This is a genomic window from Metabacillus indicus (genome assembly GCF_046603695.1).
In the GTDB taxonomy this organism is placed as follows: domain Bacteria; phylum Bacillota; class Bacilli; order Bacillales; family Bacillaceae; genus Bacillus_P; species Bacillus_P indicus.
This window is the reverse complement of sequence record NZ_CP176757.1, coordinates 3,357,312-3,376,021: the sequence shown is the minus strand read 5'-3', so window position 1 is coordinate 3,376,021 and position 18,710 is coordinate 3,357,312. Positions and strand designations below refer to the sequence as shown.

At 44.6% G+C, this 18,710-nt stretch carries 19 protein-coding genes; 7 read left to right on the top strand and 12 right to left on the bottom strand.

The window, feature by feature from the left end:
* Positions 1 to 2: 2 nt before the first annotated feature.
* Genes ACK1LH_RS17315 through ACK1LH_RS17300 form a run of 4 tightly spaced genes read right to left on the bottom strand, consistent with a single transcriptional unit; the run spans position 3 to position 4,639 of the window.
* Positions 3 to 1,484, bottom strand: coding sequence for a Na+/H+ antiporter subunit D (locus ACK1LH_RS17315; protein WP_411333741.1), 1,482 nt, complete (start codon positions 1,482 to 1,484; stop codon positions 3 to 5).
* Positions 1,477 to 1,818, bottom strand: a complete 342-nt coding sequence (locus ACK1LH_RS17310) for a Na(+)/H(+) antiporter subunit C (protein WP_029284030.1) — start codon at positions 1,816 to 1,818, stop codon at positions 1,477 to 1,479. Before ACK1LH_RS17310 ends, ACK1LH_RS17315 begins: the two co-directional genes overlap by 8 nt.
* Positions 1,818 to 2,252, bottom strand: coding sequence for a Na(+)/H(+) antiporter subunit B (locus ACK1LH_RS17305; RefSeq protein WP_029284028.1), 435 nt, complete (start codon positions 2,250 to 2,252; stop codon positions 1,818 to 1,820). Before ACK1LH_RS17305 ends, ACK1LH_RS17310 begins: the two co-directional genes overlap by 1 nt.
* A complete protein-coding gene (locus ACK1LH_RS17300) occupies positions 2,249 to 4,639 on the bottom strand; it encodes a Na+/H+ antiporter subunit A (RefSeq protein ID WP_029284026.1) in 2,391 nt (796 codons plus the stop codon). Before ACK1LH_RS17300 ends, ACK1LH_RS17305 begins: the two co-directional genes overlap by 4 nt.
* Positions 4,640 to 4,855: 216 nt before the next feature.
* Between ACK1LH_RS17300 and ACK1LH_RS17295 the strand changes: the two genes are divergently transcribed.
* Together ACK1LH_RS17295 and ACK1LH_RS17290 are read left to right on the top strand one after the other, a co-directional pair.
* Positions 4,856 to 5,083: a hypothetical protein gene (locus ACK1LH_RS17295; protein ID WP_029566628.1), complete on the top strand. Its 228-nt coding sequence runs from the start codon at positions 4,856 to 4,858 to the stop codon at positions 5,081 to 5,083.
* A gap of 417 nt (positions 5,084 to 5,500) precedes the next feature.
* On the top strand, positions 5,501 to 6,058 hold the full coding sequence (locus ACK1LH_RS17290) for a DUF5366 family protein (protein WP_029284022.1): 558 nt from the start codon (positions 5,501 to 5,503) through the stop codon (positions 6,056 to 6,058).
* A gap of 51 nt (positions 6,059 to 6,109) precedes the next feature.
* On the opposite strand, the gene ACK1LH_RS17285 is transcribed toward ACK1LH_RS17290, so the two are convergent.
* The 3 genes from ACK1LH_RS17285 to ACK1LH_RS17275 all read right to left on the bottom strand — a co-directional run bounded on the left by ACK1LH_RS17285 (position 6,110) and on the right by ACK1LH_RS17275 (position 10,676).
* Positions 6,110 to 6,508, bottom strand: coding sequence for a thiol-disulfide oxidoreductase DCC family protein (locus ACK1LH_RS17285; RefSeq protein WP_029566627.1), 399 nt, complete (start codon positions 6,506 to 6,508; stop codon positions 6,110 to 6,112).
* Positions 6,509 to 6,566: 58 nt separating this feature from the next.
* Positions 6,567 to 8,438, bottom strand: a complete 1,872-nt coding sequence (locus ACK1LH_RS17280) for a transglycosylase domain-containing protein (RefSeq protein WP_029566626.1) — start codon at positions 8,436 to 8,438, stop codon at positions 6,567 to 6,569.
* A 1,059-nt stretch (positions 8,439 to 9,497) separates the two neighbouring features.
* Complete coding sequence (locus tag ACK1LH_RS17275; protein WP_029284014.1) at positions 9,498 to 10,676, bottom strand: MFS transporter; 1,179 nt, start codon at positions 10,674 to 10,676, stop codon at positions 9,498 to 9,500.
* Between the two features lie 225 nt (positions 10,677 to 10,901).
* Here ACK1LH_RS17275 and kapD point away from each other — a divergent pair, with 225 nt between their 5' ends.
* Positions 10,902 to 11,525, top strand: a complete 624-nt coding sequence (gene kapD / locus ACK1LH_RS17270; protein WP_282034712.1) for a 3'-5' exonuclease KapD — start codon at positions 10,902 to 10,904, stop codon at positions 11,523 to 11,525.
* A 27-nt stretch (positions 11,526 to 11,552) separates the two neighbouring features.
* Here kapD and ACK1LH_RS17265 read toward each other — a convergent pair whose 3' ends face one another.
* Positions 11,553 to 11,942 carry a kinase-associated lipoprotein B gene (locus tag ACK1LH_RS17265; protein ID WP_411333738.1) on the bottom strand — a complete coding sequence of 130 codons (390 nt, stop codon included), beginning with the start codon at positions 11,940 to 11,942 and terminating at the stop codon, positions 11,553 to 11,555.
* A 146-nt stretch (positions 11,943 to 12,088) separates the two neighbouring features.
* Between ACK1LH_RS17265 and ACK1LH_RS17260 the strand changes: the two genes are divergently transcribed.
* Positions 12,089 to 12,298 carry a hypothetical protein gene (locus ACK1LH_RS17260; protein ID WP_411333737.1) on the top strand — a complete coding sequence of 70 codons (210 nt, stop codon included), beginning with the start codon at positions 12,089 to 12,091 and terminating at the stop codon, positions 12,296 to 12,298.
* Positions 12,299 to 12,407: 109 nt separating this feature from the next.
* Here ACK1LH_RS17260 and ACK1LH_RS17255 read toward each other — a convergent pair whose 3' ends face one another.
* The 3 genes from ACK1LH_RS17255 to ACK1LH_RS17245 all read right to left on the bottom strand — a co-directional run bounded on the left by ACK1LH_RS17255 (position 12,408) and on the right by ACK1LH_RS17245 (position 15,574).
* Positions 12,408 to 12,722: a hypothetical protein gene (locus ACK1LH_RS17255; RefSeq protein WP_029284009.1), complete on the bottom strand. Its 315-nt coding sequence runs from the start codon at positions 12,720 to 12,722 to the stop codon at positions 12,408 to 12,410.
* 94 nt (positions 12,723 to 12,816) lie between these two features.
* Positions 12,817 to 14,115, bottom strand: a complete 1,299-nt coding sequence (locus ACK1LH_RS17250) for an ATP-binding protein (protein WP_411333735.1) — start codon at positions 14,113 to 14,115, stop codon at positions 12,817 to 12,819.
* A 292-nt stretch (positions 14,116 to 14,407) separates the two neighbouring features.
* Positions 14,408 to 15,574 (bottom strand): MalY/PatB family protein, encoded by a 1,167-nt coding sequence (locus ACK1LH_RS17245; protein WP_411335116.1) that lies wholly within the window; start codon positions 15,572 to 15,574, stop codon positions 14,408 to 14,410.
* A gap of 112 nt (positions 15,575 to 15,686) precedes the next feature.
* Here ACK1LH_RS17245 and ACK1LH_RS17240 point away from each other — a divergent pair, with 112 nt between their 5' ends.
* The gene (locus tag ACK1LH_RS17240) at positions 15,687 to 15,941 is read left to right on the top strand and encodes a DUF1871 family protein (protein WP_035206850.1); all 255 of its coding nucleotides are present in this window, start codon (positions 15,687 to 15,689) and stop codon (positions 15,939 to 15,941) included.
* Between the two features lie 38 nt (positions 15,942 to 15,979).
* Here ACK1LH_RS17240 and ACK1LH_RS17235 read toward each other — a convergent pair whose 3' ends face one another.
* Positions 15,980 to 16,807: an alpha/beta fold hydrolase gene (locus tag ACK1LH_RS17235; protein WP_411333734.1), complete on the bottom strand. Its 828-nt coding sequence runs from the start codon at positions 16,805 to 16,807 to the stop codon at positions 15,980 to 15,982.
* A gap of 235 nt (positions 16,808 to 17,042) precedes the next feature.
* Here ACK1LH_RS17235 and ACK1LH_RS17230 point away from each other — a divergent pair, with 235 nt between their 5' ends.
* A complete protein-coding gene (locus tag ACK1LH_RS17230; RefSeq protein WP_029283996.1) occupies positions 17,043 to 17,543 on the top strand; it encodes an Lrp/AsnC family transcriptional regulator in 501 nt (166 codons plus the stop codon).
* The gene (locus ACK1LH_RS17225; protein WP_411333733.1) at positions 17,540 to 18,709 is read left to right on the top strand and encodes an aminotransferase; all 1,170 of its coding nucleotides are present in this window, start codon (positions 17,540 to 17,542) and stop codon (positions 18,707 to 18,709) included. The genes ACK1LH_RS17230 and ACK1LH_RS17225 overlap by 4 nt, the downstream gene beginning before the upstream one ends.
* Position 18,710 lies beyond the last annotated feature (1 nt).

Sequence of the window (18,710 nt, the reverse complement as noted above, 5' to 3'; positions counted from 1 at the left end):
ATCTACTCCTTCAGCACGGCTTGAATATAGATTGACGGATCAAGCAGCGTTTCTGCAGCTTGAGTGATATAAGGTGCAGCAGCTTCTGTACCGAGTCCGAATGCAGCGGACAGAGCGACCAGGATGGCAATTGGATAGAGCAGTCCTTTTGTGGACCCTTTCTCTTCTTCCTTGGAAAGCTTTACTTCGCCCCAGAATCCATGAATGAAAATCTTCATGATGGAGTAGAGAACAAGCAGACTGGACAAAAGAACAAATAAAGCGAAGACATATTCTCCGGCCTCAAATCCGCCCTGGACAATTTTCAGCTTTCCGATAAATCCGCTCAGCGGAGGAATGCCAGCCAGGGAAATAGCCCCGATGAAGAACAGCCATCCAAGGAGAGGGTGATGTTTCAGCAGTCCGCCCATTTGCCTCAGATCGCTCGTGCCGGTAATGACAATCATCACACCTGCAAGCATAAAGAGTGCGCCTTTGATAATCATGTCGTGAATAAGATAATAGATGGCCCCTTCGATTCCAGGAGAATTGAAGACGGCTACACCAAACAAGATAACGCCGACGGCAACGATAATATTGTAAATGACAATTTTATCTACGTCCCAATAGGCAATGGCTCCAATGACCCCAAACAGAATCGTAAGGACGGAAAGCCAGGCCAGGATTTGGTGCGTGTAGCCTGTATCGTGAATGAATATGAGTGTATAAACTCTTGTAATCGCATAAACCCCGACCTTCGTCAAAAGCGCTCCAAACAGCGCGGTAACGGCGGCTGGCGGTGCCTTGTAGGAACCAGGCATCCAGAAGTAGAGAGGGAAGATCGCGCCTTTCATTCCGAAAACGACTAAAAACAGAATCGCAATGACTGTCAGCAGCCCTGTCTGCCCGTTCTCTGCAATTTTCTGCCCGAGGTCCGCCATGTTAAGCGTTCCTGTTACCGCATAAAGGTAAGCCACCGTAATGACAAACAAAGCAGATGAAACAATGTTAACCAGAATATATTTAATGGATTCTCTAAGCTGCGGCTTTGTTCCTCCGAGCACAATCAGAACGTAAGAACTCATCAGCATCACTTCAAAGAAAACGAACAGATTGAAAATGTCGCCAGTCAAAAAGGCGCCTGTAACTCCAGTTAAAAGAAATTGCACCGCTGAGTAAAAATAGAAGCGTTCTCTCTCAGGCCCAATTGTGCGGAAGGCGAACAGAATGGAAGTGAGTCCAATAATGCTTGTCGCAAGCACCAGGAGGCTTGCGAACATGTCCGCAACAAAAACAATTCCGTAAGGCGGAGCCCAGCTGCCGATTTCAACTGTCAGGATACCGTTCGTTCTGACTTCCTGGACAAGCATGGCAGACATGACTACTGCCAAAACGGAAGCAATCACGCTCAGCCATTTTTGTATAGTGATATATTTGTTGAAAAAAATTAAAAGTATGCCTGCCAATAAAGGAACAATAAGAGGCAGCATCACGATATTATTCATTATGATCATTTCCCCTTAACTGATCCATATTATCGCTTCCAAGCTCCTGATAGGCTCTGTATGCCATAACAAGGAAAAAGGAAGTAACACCGAAACTGATGACAATTGCAGTCAAAATCAATGCCTGCGGCAGCGGATCGACATAGGAGGACGCCTCTTCGCCAAGCAAAGGAGCTGCTCCTTTTTTCAGCCCGCCCATCGTCAGGATCAGAAGGTGGGCGCCGTGGCTTAACAGCCCTGTGCCGATAATAATCCGCAGCAGACTTTTTGAAAGCATTAAATACGTTGCAGCCATAAACAAAATACCAACGACGATCGACATTAAAATTTCCATTATTCCGTCTCTCCAATCGTCTGAATAATGGTCAGAGTCACCCCGATAACGACGAGGTACACCCCGAGGTCAAACAGAACGGCAGTGGCAAGCTCTGTATCACCGAGCAGCGGGAGGTGAACATGCCCGAACGTATGGGACAAAAACGGAACGCCGAAAAAGAAAGAGCCGACACCTGTGAGAACAGCGATCAAAAGTCCCGCCGCCGCCATGTGAATATAGTTTACAGGGAGTATGCCCACTACTGTTTTTACATCGTACGCAAGCAGAAGAAGGACAATTGCAGAGGACGTCATGAGTCCTCCGACGAAACCTCCTCCGGGCGTATAGTGACCTGCGAAAAAGAGGTAAATCGAAAAGATGACAATGATGAAAAACACGACTTTCGTTATGGTCTGAAGGATCACATCATTTGTCTTTATTTTTGAATTCATCCTTCCTCCCCCTTTGCCATGCGAAGTTTTACCATTCCATAGATTCCAAGTGCAGCAATGCAGAGAACAGCTATTTCAAACAGCGTATCAAATCCGCGGAAATCTACAAGAATTACGTTGACCATGTTCTTTCCGCCGGCAAGCTTGTAGCTGTTTTCAATAAAGTAGGAAGAAATCGTTTCTCCTGCTCTGCTGCTGTTTGCAGAGATAGCCACCAGTGTGACAGTAAGTCCCACACCCAGTGAAATAAGGAAATTAACCAGCCTGAAGCTGAGCTTTTTCTCCCGCTTTTTGAATTTCGGAAGGAAATAGAAACAAAGCAGGAAGAGTGCAACAGAAACTGTTTCAATGACAAGTTGGGTCAATGCGAGATCCGGTGCGCGGAACAGCACAAAGAATAACGCCAAACTGTATCCGACAGAACCGAGTGCAATAATCGCTGTAAGTCTTGATTTGGAAAATAGGATGGTCACGGTTCCGAGCACCATGGCAAGCGCCAGAACAACTTCATAGATCCCGATTTCAGCCGTACCGTCAAGAGTAAACGCAAATCCGCCTTTAACAGCCATCGTTCCGAGCGTAATCACAATCAGGAACACAAAGATGTAGGCAAGATAGTCGCGGATAAATCCGGTCATATAAAAGCGGGTGAAACTGTTTGAAAAACGTTCCATGCCGTTTATTGATGCGTCATACAATTTGTTGAGTGCGAGCTTCTTCGGGAACAGATCATACACTTTTCTCCATTTTCCAAGAGTTAAGTAGAGAAGGGTTCCAATCAAGATCACGCCGATTGTCATGAACAGCTCGGGCGTAGGACCGTGCCAGAAGTAAATATGCACTTTAAACTGTTTTCCTTCAGGGAGAAGCGAAGGCAGAATAGATTCCACTGCCGGCTCAATTAACGTGTAGGAAAGCAGGTTCGGGAAAAAACCGAATATAACAACGAGTGAAGCTAAAATAATCGGCGGGATCAGCATGCCGATCGGCGCTTCATGCGGCTTTCGCTCAAGTTTTTCAAGCTGGGCAGGGCCGGTAAACGTCTTGAAAACAAGAACCATGCTGTACAGGAATGTAAAGACGCTTGCAATCCAGGCAAGAACAGGGAAAAGCAGACCCCACGTATCAGCGTTGAAAATATCCATCTTCGTGACATGAATCATGCCTGTAAAGAACATCTCTTTACTTAAGAAACCATTAAACGGCGGCAGGCCGGCCATCGAGAAGGCACCAATAACCGCAATGGTAAATGTAATCGGCATAAAGCTCATCAAGCCGCCAAGTTTCCGGATGTCACGCGTGCCTGTTTCATGGTCAACAATACCTGCGACCATGAACAAACTGCCTTTAAACGTGGCATGGTTGATTAAGTGGAAAATGGCCGCAACCGTTGCAATGGTAAAGTAATTATCATCAAGCGAATCATAATGCAGCGCTGCCGCACCGACTCCAAGCAGGGACATAATTAATCCGAGCTGACTGACCGTTGAAAACGCAAGAATGGCCTTTAAATCAGTCTGCTTGACCGCGTTCAGCGATCCCCAGAAAAGAGTCACGATTCCAAACAGGGAAACAAGCCAGAACCATTCGGGAGTAAGCGCAAAAACAGGGCTGAACCTTGCGACAAGATAAATACCTGCTTTTACCATCGTGGCTGAGTGCAGGTAAGCGCTGACCGGAGTCGGCGCTTCCATCGCATCAGGAAGCCAGATGTAAAATGGAAATTGTGCCGATTTTGTAAATGCCCCGAGAAGCACAAGAACAAGTGCCAGAATGAAAAGCGGATTGGCCATCATTTGAGGAACAGCATCAATCATTCCGCGAATACTGAATGTGCCGGACATTAAATAAAGCAGCACAAAGCCTCCGAGCATGGCAAGACCGCCGAATACAGTAATCAGCATCGACTTCAGCGCGCCATACCTTGATTTTTCTCTGTGGTACCAATAGCCGATCAAAAGGAAAGAAGAAAGGCTCGTAAATTCCCAGAACGTATAAAGAACGATGACGTTGTCAGATAGAACCACACCGAGCATGGCCCCCATAAACATCAGCAAATATACGTAAAAATGATTTAATTTTTCTTTCTCTTTGGATAAATAATAAATGGAGTACAGGACAACGAGCGCTCCGATTCCTGTAATCAGCAAAGCAAAAAGCAATCCAAGTCCGTCCACATATGCCGTGAAGTTAATTCCAAGAGACGGAATCCATTTCACAGTTGATGTCACGGTCTCACCGATAAAGCTCAGAAAATAGCCAAATAAAACAACAGGCAGAATAAGGACGAACCAGCCTGTATGTATGTTTCTGAAATATTTATAAAGGAAGGGTATCAGAATGGCCAGAAGAAATGGTGAGATGATAGCCGCATGCAATAACGTCATTTTTGAACCTCCTTACAATAAAATTTCACGGTCATAAGACCCTAAATGCAATTATAACGTAAAAATTTCGATCGTGCATTTCTCACACATCTAGTATTAACCAGCTTTTCATGTTCTATTAAATAAGAAGAGAAAGCTAAAATCAGGCAAAAAATAACGGGATTTTTTTGTATAGCACGGGGAAAGAATGAGAAACCTATTGCTGAGGTGATCCATATGCTGAAAAAGAAGATCATCACGGCATCCGCATTGTTTTCCGTTCTTTTTGCCGCCGCATGGGCTGCAAACGAATCAGCAGAACAGCCTTTTTACAATCCCGGATACCAATCCGAGAGCGATTCTGAATGGTCTGAAAAACAGGAGCCGTTCTATTTATCCAACGAAGAAAAACGGATGCTTGAAAAATTCAAACCAAGAGAATATATCAGAATCGTCAATAAGTAAACGAAACCGTCTGGATCAGGCGGTTTCGTTTGCGTGTTCTATTCTGATTTGGTTTGAAATGAATCAATACATTAGCTCGAATCAGTAATTGCGGTTTAACTTCAAGCTATAATTGGACAGCCGGCAAAAACTGAAGCTTTACAACCAAGAATTGTGGTATTACAACCAACAATAGAAGTATTACTACCAACTATTTTGAGATTACAGCCAACAATCCTGGTTTTATAACCAACTTCATAATTTTACTGTCAGTAACCGAAATTCAACTGTCAGCCCCGTATTATGCTGCTGACTAAGATAAGGGCATCAATCAGACAGCCAAACGCCGTCAGCTGTCATTTTTCCATTTCCTTCTTGTCACCCGGACCTCATTCGTTCATACTAAATGAGTATTCTGACGGATTAGGAGATTATGGAATGAAAAATACGTATTTCACCAGCTACTTCCCCCTAATCGCTATTCTTCTTTTCAGCACATCGCTTTCCATTTCAACTGTTTCTGAAATTGTAGGGCTGCTGAAGAGGCTTGGCGTATACGGCGGGATGCTGGAGTTCTTTTCAGAGAGCGGCATTAAGCTAGCTCTTTTCACGGTCTTTGCCCTTATCTATTTTATGGTTTTTTCTGCCCTTAAGCTGATCTCTGATACCGTGACAGAGCTGTCCCTTCTGTTTTTCTCAAAGGATGCTGAGGGGGAGAGCCTGAAAAAAATCAGGCTCGGTTCTGCCTTTTACCTGGCAGGAGGCGGAGTATCTCTGCTGCTTGTTCAATTTGGCGCAGCGATTATTGCGGTTTTCCTGCTTGCAACGGTCTGCTACTTCATTTTTGCCGTGTATCAGTTCAGTTTTTTCTTGACATCCTTTTCGCTGATTGGCCTTGTTCTGTTTCACGTATTGTTCTGGTCCGTTTTTTTGTTCGGTATTCTTTATATTTGCATGAAGCTGTATAACAGCCTTTTAGCGAGTCTGCCAATTTAAAGCGAAAGCCCCTCAGGTTTTGAGGGGCTTTCGTTTACTTCGGGCACGTTTTCACAGGAATCTTTTTCTGACATCTTTAGACGGCAATGTGCAGGCGTCTTTTTTTCCGAACCATTTGTATCTGTTTTTTGCGATCATCATGTAGACGGCATCTCTTATCGGTTTTGGAATGGCAATCAAAAGATAAAGCGCTCTGTATATTCCGCCGAGTTCCTTGAGAACGCGCAGAGCGGCAGTGGATTTTGTATGAACCTTCCCTTCATCGAGATAGACAAAGCTGTCGTAATCTTCAAGGGGAAGTCCGTGTTTCCTGAGCAGGCTCTGGCCGGCTTCCGATTGAAGGGAGGCAAAAGAGAAGACTTCTTTCTTGTCGTGTTTTAAAACGAATTGAACGGTTCCGTCACAGAAATTGCAGACACCGTCAAATAATAGAATTTTATTGTGTGTCATGTCACTCACCTGCTTTTGGCTGTTTCTTTTTCTGTTCCCCAATCTTAAAACGAAAAAACTAGCGGTTCTTAGTGATATCTCTCCAAATCAGCTGATGCGGTGCTGCTGATGAAAGGCTCTCAATGCTTTCTGCTTTATCTTTTCCAATCCAGACAGCGGCTGTATAGGCGTCTGTTAATCCGGCAAACCATAAATCATTGTAATCATTTGTTGTGCCGGTTTTGCCTCCTGTATAGGCAGCGGGATGATTTGCCTTCGTTCCAGTACCGCTTTCAGTCACTGAAGTCAAAAGCGCTCGCATTTTCGTATTTGTTGCGCTTTGCCATACTCGCACCGGCTCGTCCTTCCACTTATATAAGGGGTTCCCTTCAAGGTCCGTCACACTTTTAATAGCACGGCTTTTAGAAAAAACGCCGTCATTTCCAAAAGCAGAATAGGCCTGTGTGAGTTCGAGTGGGGAGAAGCCGTATGTGAAACCCCCGATTGATACAGGAAGTCTGTAATCTTCTTTGACAATCCGGCTGAATTTGAAAGGCTCTAAGTATGAAAAGGCCTTTTCAACCCCGACTTCATTCATCATTCTTACGGCCGGTGTATTATAGGAACGCTTAAAGGCTGTTTCCAGCGTTACCCTCCCGTACGTTTTTTCATCGTAATTCTTTGGACAATACTCTTTATCGCAAAATGGTTCTGCGCTGATCATGGAATTCGGTCCCGCCCCCGTGGTTTCGAGATACGGCACATAGTCAAGCAGAGGCTTTATTGCCGAGCCGGGCTGGCGGTATGCTTGATATGCGCGGTTGAAGTCGAACTTTTTATAGTCCTTTCCTCCGTACATCGCTTTAATTTCATGAGACCTATGGTCAATGACAACACTTGCACCCTGTACAGAGGGATCTGTCAGATGGTTTTTAAAAGCATCCGAAACACGTGTCTGAAGGGTTGGATCGAGAGCAGTATGGATGCGCACTCCACTCTTCAGCACATCCTGCACGCGGATTTTAAGCTGCTCGTTCAAACGCTCTTTTTCTGCACTGTCCGCTTTTGAAAGCTTGATGGTGTACCCTTCTTCTTCAGCAATCAGCTGCTTCAATTCATCATGAACATACGTGATGTAATCCGGATAGCGGTCTGTTCTCGTCTGGGTGTTTATCCGGATTTTTTCAGCAGCAGCAGCGCGGTATTGTTCCCCGGTTATGTACTTTCCTTCAAGAAGCTCGTTAAGGAGCCGTTCCTGCCGCTTTTTCGTATTCTCAAAACGGGTAATAGGGTCATACAGGGCAGGATTGTTCGGGATCGCGCTGATAAAGGCTGTCTGGGCAAGAGTGAGTTTTCCTATCGGCTTGCTGAAATAGTACTGACTTGCCATCTCTACGCCGTAAACCCCGTTGTGAAAATAAACAGCATTCAAATACCCTTCAAGGATATCTTCTTTTGAAAAGGTCCGCTCAAGGTGGTACGAGTATAAGAGTTCACTCAGTTTACGGTTATATGATTTTTCATGAGTCAAAAAGACATTCCTGGCAAGCTGCTGTGTAATGGTGCTTCCGCCCTGGTCGGTCGACTGGTTTTTAGCATTCACAAGGACTGCCCTGGTCATGCCGGCCGGATCAAATCCGATATGGTCATAAAAACGCTGATCCTCTGAAACAATGAAAATCGTTTTTACTGCTTCCGGCATCTCTTCCAAAGGAACAAATCTTCTGTTTTCCCTTGAGTTGACAATTTCTGAAGCGATGCTTCCATTTTGGTCTAGAATGTAGCTGTTTTGAATCATGGGAATGTCTGTTAAAGGAATCTGTTCTTCCAAAACAGTCGAAACGGCTTTTACTTGTTTTACTTCTTCCCCCGATAGCATAAATAAGAAAATGAGGAGAGGGGACATTGCCAGAAGGCAAATCCAGCCTGTAATTGAACGCAATGATGTCACACGCCTTTAAAGTTTATTGGAATGATGAATAGTACGGCTCTTTCTGCCTGTCAGGCTAAACGGTCGGCTCCGCTTTTCGCGTTGTCCAGCTCCATCGCCCAGCTCCTCTGTCAGAACAAAATCCCCAAAAAAGTCAAACCCGGACTTTTTCGGTGATTTCTTATCTGCCTATCGGAGCTAAACGGCTGATTCCACTTTTCGTGTTGTCCAGCTCCGCCTCCCAGCCCTTCCGTCAGAACAAAATCCCCCAAAAAGTCAAAACCGGACTTTTCGGGTGATTTCTTTTCTGCCTGTCAGGGCTAAACGGTCGGCTCCGCTTTTCTATTCATACTACCATTTCCTACTGTTTTTTAGAATATATTTCCTCCGAGTAAAAGAGGATGAAAAATGTTTTTAACAGTACAAGAAATTTAAATGAAGATTTAAAAATCATGCCACTCCCTGGAATGGCGCCACAAATGCATCTGCATCTCTGTTTAAAGTGGCAGCACTAAGTGGAGTGGCGCCACAAATGCATCTGCATCTCTGTTTAAAGTGGCAGCACTAAGTGGAGTAGCGCCACAAAAGGAGCTTCATCTCTGTTAAAAGTGGCAGCACTACGTGGAGTAGCGCCACAAAAGGAGCTTCATCTCTGTTAAAAGTGGCAGCACTACGTGGAGTAGCGCCACAAAAGGAGCTTCATCTCTGTTTAAAGTGGCAGCACTACGAGGAGTGGCGCCACAAATGCATCTCCATCTCTGTGAAAAGTGGCAGCACCACGAGGAGTGGCGCCACAAATGCATCTCCATCTCTGTTTAAAGTGGCAGCACTAAGGGGAGTGGTGCCACAAATGCATCTCCATCTCTGTGAAAAGTGGCAGCACTAAGTGGAGTGGTGCCACAAATGCATCTGCATCTCTGTTAAAAGTGGGAGCACCACGTGGAGTGGCGCCACAAATACAGCTTCATCCCTTTGAAAAGTGGCAGCACTACGGGAGAAATATTCTAAGCATAGAAAATCCGAACTAGTTATCTCCCAGTTCGGATCAAAGTGCTGTATATAATTATGTCCCAGCCTCATTCAGCTAGCTTCTGCCAGCTGCTTTTGCTCTGTGCGGACACTTTTCCATAAAAGGATCGCTCCGGATAAAAAGAGTCCTGCTGTTACGTAAAAAACGGCTGAAATGCCGAATCCGCCTGCAATGGTTCCTCCTAATACAGGACCAGCGACATTCCCGAGGAATTTGAAGCTTGTGTTGTAGCCGAGCACTTCTCCCTGCATTGAAACGGGTGCGGTCTGCCTGATAAAGGCTGTAATGCAGGGGATGATGCCGCCCATCACCAGGCCGAAAAGGAAGCGGAAAATCATCAGCTGCCATAGTGTGGATACAAGGGCCTGGGGAATAAAGCAAAAAACAGATGCGATCAGCAGGCCGATCAATACTTTTTCATGGCCGATGCGGTCACCGAGAGCGCCCCATTTTCGGGAAGCCAGCAAATTGCCTGCTCCTGTTGCGGAGAAAGCAAGGCCTGAGAAAAACGCAAGATTGACAGGGCCGTGAAGCTCGCTTACATAAAGAGCAAGAAGGGGCTGAATGCTGAAGTTTCCAATTTGGATCAGCAGCGTCAGAAACATAATGGTCAAAAGCAGCGGAGATTTGAAGATATGCTGCAGAACCTGTTTGCGCGAGTAGGATTTCTTTCCTTCTTCTTTTGTTCTGAGGGGTTTTTCTTTGATGCCGAAGGCTACAAGCAAAACAGATATGTAAATGACGGCGGATGTAATGAAGAATGTATAGGTGAAGCCAAATTGATCAGCAAGAAGGCCTCCGATCAGCGGTCCGAACAGTCCGCCTGACACGGTTCCCATCTGCAGAGTGCCTAGGGTGCGGCCGGCTTCTTCCTTTTTCGTTTGAGCGGAGATGAGTGCAAGAGATGTAGGAATAAATCCGGTCACTGCCCCCATCAGCAGGCGCAGAACAAACAGCTGATGCACGGATTGAACAAAGCCCATCAGAAAAATGCTTGTGGCAATTCCTGCTCCGGTCATGATCAGGATTTTTTTATAGCCGTATTTATCGCCGAATCTGCCCCACAGCGGAGAAACAAGGAAGGCCATTAAAAAGGAAATACCAAACACATATCCTGACCATCTGCGAACATAGTCATCTGAAAAATCACCGAATGTACTCAAATACAAAGACAAAAATGGCATAATCATTGTCGCGCTTGCTGCAACAAAGAAATTAGCCGTCCACATGATGAGAAAATTGCGTTTCTGAATAGAAATAAAAACACCTTCTCTGGTAGAATACCCACTATTTATTTCGTGTCCCTTAATATTATAAATCAATCCTTTCGTTTTTTGAAATATTATGGGGGCATATTCATTATTTTTCGAAAAATGAAGCTATATTTTCGAGTAAGGTGATATAATAGTAATAAAAAGGAAATGATGAATTTTTGGAGAAAGGAGGGGGGAGAAATGGAAGCTCCTCAGCAATTAATTTTCGTTGATTTTGAGTTTACTATGCCTGAAGGAAAAGCCAACCCACGCGGATTTTATCCTGAAATTATCGAAGTAGGAATCGTTTCCGTCATCAATCAAACTGCTCACAGACAATTTTCCTCTTATGTAAGACCCGTACAGTTTCCCTTTTTAACAAACCGCTGCAAATCCTTTTTAAACATATCCCAGTCTCAAGTCAACTCAGGCATTTCGTTTCTGGACCTGATCGCCATTTTAAATGATTTTGGAAATTATCCCAACACCACAGTCATTACATGGGGAAATATGGACATGAAGGTACTGCGCCAAAACTGCCTTAAGAACAATGTTGAATTCCCGTTTCATGCGAAGTTCAGAGATTTATCCATGGAATACAAAAAGTTTTTTGGTGACAGAAACCAGACAGGACTGTGGAAGGCTGTCGAAGAATACGGCAAGAAGGGAACAGGAAGACATCATTGCGCACTGGATGATGCTCTTACGACCTATAACATTTACAACCTGGTAGAAAACGACAAACGTTATTTGCAGAAACCTGCTCCGCCAACCATTGGAGACAGGATCGATTTTTCAAAAGTTATGAACAAGTTTGCAACTTAGAGCCAAATCACTAGCAAGTGATTTGGCTCATTTGATTTTAAAATAATCCGCTTTAAGAAGCTGTATTTTCTCAAGAGATTTGACTGCCCAAGGACGGGCATCTTCTTTTAGTTCGTTTTCGATTGCTGCTACTGCGGCAACAAGGGAATCCTTGTATGCAGGCAGGGGTTCTTCATATTTGCGCACCATATTTTTCGGGATATTCGTTTGTTCGTTTTCTGCAAGAGCTCTGCGTTCATGAAAAAGAGGAACGTCCGCTTCTTTAGGCATATGCAGATCGCCTTGAGCGGGGTGACGCAGAACGGCTTTTACTTTCACTAAGTAATGCTCAGGGCGCACGTTTGTAATGACGCCGATATATTTGCCTGTTTTATAGATGCCTGTCACGATTTCTCCGCTACTCAGTTCTTCTTTCAAGTTTATGCCTCCCATACAAAATGGTGCAAATCCCCATTTTTTTCTTTTTTAACGTTCTTACGTCCATTATAGCAAAGTCCGGGAGAAAAATTTTTATCTAAAGTAGAGGAAGCAATGAATTCTTGCTATAGTAAAAGGGACAAGGAGTGATTAAATTGTTAAACGCTTTCATTATGGGGCTGTTTTTATATTTTCCGGAAGACAAGTCTGAGTACCTTCCCGCCGGCATCACAATGTTTATCTTTTTTCTTCTGGCCATTGCAGCCTTTATGCTGATTAAAAAGGTATCCAGAAAAGAGGAACTGAAAGCAGAGGAGTTTGAAAGAAGCCTAAAAGCAGCGGATAAGAACAAATAATGTCAGAATCCAATTCCGCTGCTTCGGGATTGGATTTTTTATTAACAGGATGCGGCACATTTCCTGAAAATGAAAAAACGGCCGAGCTGGCCGTTTTTGGTCGTGCGTGCTAATTTACTTCCTCAATTTCATTGCAGTCCGCCTTCACTTTTGACAGGGGCAGTCCAAAAAAAGTGTAGAACTGAATGGTCGTTTCATAGCATTTTTGCCCGCTGTCTTTAACAGGCTTAATGCTCAGGACTTCCTCATTCAGCGTGAGCGCCCTCTGAAAAGAGTTGAAATGAATGGTCAAAACCGTATCAATTGCAAGGGAAGCTTCCTGCTGCATGGTTTCGTTTGGAATGGCGCTTGCGCCATTGCCCATTTGTTTTGGGATGGAAAAAGCTGCAGTCAACAGGCACAGGGTCAGCAGAAAAATCAGCATAAATCGGTTTTTCAGGAGTACCCCCTCCTTACGTTCATTTCGTCCATGTCCTATAAACAGTTTATTAACAAATAAGAGAAACATTCGATTTTATTCATTTGAGAGCTTCGATAGGGAGAGAGACGGTCACAGATGTTCCTCCGCCTAATGTACTCTGATAGCGGATCGTCCCGCCATGATGCTGAATGATCGAAAACGTCACCGTAAGTCCGAGACCTGTTCCTTTCTCTTTTAAAGTGAAATAGGGTTCACCGAGTCTCTGAAGCTGATCCGCCCTCATTCCGCAGCCATTATCCGTCAGTTTGATTCTCACAAATTCATGGGATGAATAAGCTCTGATTTCCACTTGTCCCTCTAAATCAGGAACGGCTTCAATTGCATTTTTAAGCAGATTAATAAACACCTGTTTCAGTCTTGAGCGGTCTCCAACAATCATCAGCCCGTCCTCAATGCTGGTTTCAATCGCAACTGTTTTATAATTGGCATAGGAGCGCATCAGCTGATCCACTTCATAAAGCAGTGAAGTCAGGGACACATTCTCTTTTTCGATATAATGCTGTTTTGCAAGACTTAAATAATCGGTAATAATATCCTGAGCCCGGTCAAGCTCTGATAATACTAATTCGTGATAATCCTTGTTTTTTTGTTCATTGTCGCGTATTTCCTGCCCCATCAGCTGGATGAATCCCCTTACAACAGTCAGCGGATTTCTGACTTCGTGGGCAACACTCGCAGCAAGCTCGCTCAGTATGGACAGCTTTTCATTTCTGATAATCTGATATCTCATGATGGCATTTTCACGAATGTATTCAATGGCATAGTGGGTCAGAAATAAAGCGAAGTTCAAAAAGATCCAGCCGATAATTAAATACTTCCGGCCTTCCCCCGAGAAAACATCCGGCACCCATCCAAAGGAATGAAAAAGGTACAGGGAAGAGTAGGTGATAGCTGTTTTGGCATTGCCGATTAAAAGAATAACCAACATTTTTCGCCGTTTATTAAAGGAAAACCAGGAACGCTGAAAGTAGAAGGATAAAAGGGTATAAAAAGGAATTGTCACGAGACTGAGAAGAAGCCAGTGTCCTCCGGCATAAAACCGGTAGGCGAGAACGGAGGCAATGACCGCAGCACCTGAGAAGGGTCCGCCATAAAGGATGCTGACAATAACAGGTATCGCATGCAGGTCAAAGCTTACACTTTCAATTGTGTGAAGCGGATAAGTCAGGCAGAGCAGGGCTGAAGGGATGCATAGAAGGGAAATAAGAAATTTGTTCCTGCTTGGAGGGGACTTGAACGGCCTGCTGAGCCAAACGGTCTGATAGAGAAAAACAGGAAACAAAAGAAAGGTTATATGAAGTATCAGTTCTTTTACAGACTCTATAGGAATGATCAACGGATTCTCACCTTTGCTATATTCTGAGTCCATTATACCATCAGAACATTCAAAAAACTCCTAAAATGACAATTTTTGTTTGTGCGCAAGAACAAAAGCGCAAGCGCCAAGGCCCGCTCCGATAGGCAGATAAGAATCCGGCGGAAAAGTCCGGGTCCCGACTTTTTTGACGGATTTGTTCTGACAGAGGATTTAGGCGCTTCCGCTTGCCGAGGATAACTTTGTTATGTTTTTACTTTTATAATTTTCTAAACAATAAAAAACCGCAGCTGTGAACCGCGGATTTTCAGGATTATGAAAACGCCTTTCTCAAACGTTCCAGTCCTTCATGGACAAGAGAGCGGGGGCATCCGATATTCATGCGGACAAAGCCCTCTCCGCCGGGGCCGTATTTGGTCCCATCCTCAAGCGCAAGCTTTCCTTTTTGAAGCAGCAATTCCTTTAGTTCAGCATCTGTTTTCTGCAGTTGCGTGCAGTCAATCCAGATTAAGTATGTCGAGTCAGGCCGAATCACATTAAGCTTGGGCAAATGCTCTTCAATATATGAAATCACTGTGTTCACGTTCTCTTCAAGGTAGCTGTTTAACTCATCAAGCCATTTCTCACCATGTGTATAGGCTGCAGTTAAGCCGGCTATGCCAAAGGTATTAAGTGTAAAGAACCCCTGGCGCTTTTGAAATTCCTCGTATTTTGTCCGGATTTCTTTATTCGGAATGATAATGGCTGAAGACTGGAGCCCTGCAAGATTAAATGTCTTGCTCGGTGCCATGCATGTAACAGAATTCCGGGCATGCTCTTTGGAAAGGGAAGCAAAAGGGACATGCTTATGGCCGAACAGCATCAAGTCTGAATGGATTTCGTCCGAAACAACAATGACATGATGCTTTGCGCATATTTCTCCGATCCTCTCGAGTTCTTCCTTTGTCCACACTCTGCCTCCCGGGTTCTGCGGGTTGCAAAGCAGCATGAGCTTCACTTTTTGGTGTGCAGCTTTCTCTTCAAGATCTTCAAAATCAATTTGATAGGCGCCATTTTCAAGTTTCAATTGATTGTTTACAAGTATGCGGCCGTTTTTTTCTGTCATGTCAAAAAAAGGGTGGTAAACAGGAGACTGAATCAGCACTGCGTCTCCAGGGTCTGTGAGGGACTGAATGGCCATACTCAGGGCAGTAACCACTCCCGAGCTGAAAGCGATGGATTCCTGGGTTACATCCCAGCCGTGCCGCGCTTTCATCCATGACTGCACGGCTTTTTTCGCTTCTGGACCTGCTGAAGTATAGCCGAAAATACCGTGCGATGCTCTTTCCTGCAGGGCGGAAATCACTTCATCAGGTGCACGGAAATCCATATCTGCCACCCACATGGGGAGGACATCTTTTACACCGAAAATCTCCTCGGAATAATCCCACTTCACTGAGTGCGTCATGTATCTGTCGATTTTTTGGTCAAACATGCTCATCATTATCACTCTCCAGTTTGATTTCTCCGGATGTTGCTCCTTTAAAACCTTATGATAAAATATGTATGGAACGTTATGCAAAAGAAAAAGGTTTGGGTGATGCGCAGTGGAAATGAGAGAAGCGAACGAGCAGATGCTCGCGCTGTTATCTAAATGGGACCCGCTGAAGTACGGCGCGGAAGCATATGAAACGGAAGTATTTGATGTCCTTCAGGCGGTGCACGTCTCAGAAACACCTGCACAGCTTTCCCGAAAAATACAGGCTGTTTATGAGTTCTCTTTTGAAGAGATTATTCCTTTAATAGAGTGTGAAAAAATGGCTGTACAGCTTCTGCTGATCAAAAACAATGCAGCTTGTGAACGATGATTTGCCGTTCTAAGCTGCATTTTTTTATGTTTCTTCACTTACACGCAAAATTCAAAAATGCGTTCTGATACAAAATCAGGGCGTTCTTCCGGAACTAAATGACCCGTGTTTTTTAATGAGAAGAAATGAGAATTTGGAAGATCCCTGTTCATTCTCTCTCCGATATGAACCGGTACAACGCGGTCTTCCTGTCCCCAAATAAGAATGCTTGGTGTTTCGATTTTCCGCAGATCTTCTGCAGGCAGATCACCTTCTCTGTCCCTGATCATCCGTGAGAGCGCCATGAAGATGCGGTCGTCGTAAAATGGCTGAATATAGCCATCCATCATTTCCTGATCAATCATCGAGCGGTCATGTACGACGTTGCATAAGTTTTTCCAGACTCCCTGTCTGCTCATGATGTGCTTGATGCAGAGGTAAAAGTAAGGAAAATAAGAGCCGAATATAAGCGAAGGATGGGACCTTTTCATATAGCCTGAGCTGCATAGAAGCACGACTTTTTTAATCATCTCAGGCATTTCTTTCGATGCGTACAGGGAAATTTGCCCTCCCATTGAATGTCCAACCAGGATAGCTTGTTCCACTTGCAGGTTTTTCAAAAGCTCAATCACAACTTTAGCCATGTTCCGGTACGAGTAAACGAAAGCGATTGATTTTTCCGACTGGCCAAACGGCGGAAGATCAACAGCAATGAGATGATACTCATGCCTGAGAAATGGAATCAGCCGGCGGTAGCTGAATGTGGAAGAAAGAAAGCCGTGTATTAAAACCATCACAGGTTTGCCGGGATTTTCATATACCTCATAGTGAACCCCTATCCCCTGAATATGCATCTTAAACTCCTGCTTGTTATCCAATATCACCATAATCATTCACTCCAGCATTTATTCTTAAATCCTTGTAAAAGACATGATTTTCAAAAGCTGGCGGCAATGAAGTGCCGGCAGCGAAAGTTTTTACTATTTTAACCTGCCGGCCGAAAATAACTCTTGTAAAATCTACCCGGTTTTTCCCGAAAAAAAACGGAAGAATGCGTGTTTGTTTTCAGATGTTCATGCTATAATTATCAGAACATTCTTAACGGAAAGGGAGGAAAAGAAAATGAAGCTTACTCAAAAAGAAACAGAAATTCTTGAGCTCCTTGAAGAAAACAGCAGACTAACGCCGCAGGACATCTCAAAAATGGTTCAGCTGAGCGAAGAAGAAACACTCCAAACAATTAAACGCCTGGAAGAGCAGAAGGTCATTATCGACTACTCAACGACTGTCAACTGGCGGAAAGTGGATGGGCATGAGGGAGTCACGGCGATGATTGACGTAAAGGTCGCGCCAAAAAGAGGGACAGGATTTGATGCGATTGCAGAAAGAATCTACAGATTCAATGAGGTGAAATCGGTTTATCTCATGTCAGGGGCATACGATCTGTCCGTCGTAATAGAAGGACGATCAATGTCAGAGGTTGCACACTTTGTTTCGGACAAGCTGTCAACTCTTGACTCTGTCCTTTCAACAACGACGCACTTCATCTTAAAAAAATATAAACATGACGGGAAGATTTACGAACAGGATGATGAAGACAAACGGATTGTGGTGTCTCCATGACGCAATCGAAGTATTTATCACATACGGTTTCAGCCCTGAAGCCTTCCGGCATCCGCAAGTTCTTTGATCTTGCGGCAAGCATGGAAGGTGTTATTTCGCTTGGAGTCGGGGAACCGGATTTTGTTACATCCTGGAATGTAAGAGAAGCATGCATCCTGTCGCTGGAACAGGGGTTTACATCATACACCGCCAATGCCGGTCTTTTGGAATTGCGCCAGGAAATTTCCCGGTATCTTCACGAGAAATTTGATGTGTCTTACCGGCATGAAGATGAAATCATTGTAACGGTGGGGGCAAGCCAGGCGCTGGATATCGCATTAAGAGCCATTGTGAACCCGCTTGATGAGGTGCTCATTCCTGAGCCTTGCTTTGTTTCCTATGCGCCGCTTGTATCACTCGCGGGAGGAGTGCCGGTGCCTTTGCATACGCGGGCAGATGATCAGTTCAAACTTCGGCCCCAGTTAATTGAAGAAGCATTGACGGAGCGGACAAAAGCCCTGCTGTTATGCTCGCCAAGCAATCCGACAGGCGCTGTCTTATCAAAGCATGAACTCCAGTTGATCGCAGAGCAGGCTGAATTGCACGACCTGGTGGTGCTTGCTGATGAGATATATGCGGAACTTACATATGATGAAGTTTATACGAGCTTTCCGAGCCTGAGCGGAATGCGCGAACGCACCATCTTGATTTCCGGCTTTTCAAAAGGGTTCGCCATGACAGGATGGAGGCTCGGCTTTATCGCTGCGCCTGCCGAGCTTTCAGGAGCCATGCTGAAGATTCATCAGTACTCTATGATGTGCGCACCGACGATGGCTCAATACGGGGCCATTGAAGCGTTGAAAAATGGCATGCAGGATGTTGAGCAAATGAAAAAAAGCTATCGCCGCAGACGAAACTTTTTTGTCGAGATCCTGAATGAAATCGGTTTGTCCTGCCATCTGCCTGGAGGCGCGTTTTACGCCTTTCCTTCAATAAAAGAAACCGGACTCAGTTCAGAAGAGTTTGCTGAAAAGCTGCTGATTGAACAAAAAGTAGCTGTTGTTCCAGGGAACGTATTCGGTGAAAGCGGTGAGGGATTTGTACGCTGTTCGTATGCCTCATCCCTTGAGCAGCTTCAGGAAGCGCTTAGAAGAATGGCTGTATTTATGGAAAAGGGCAGAAAATAAA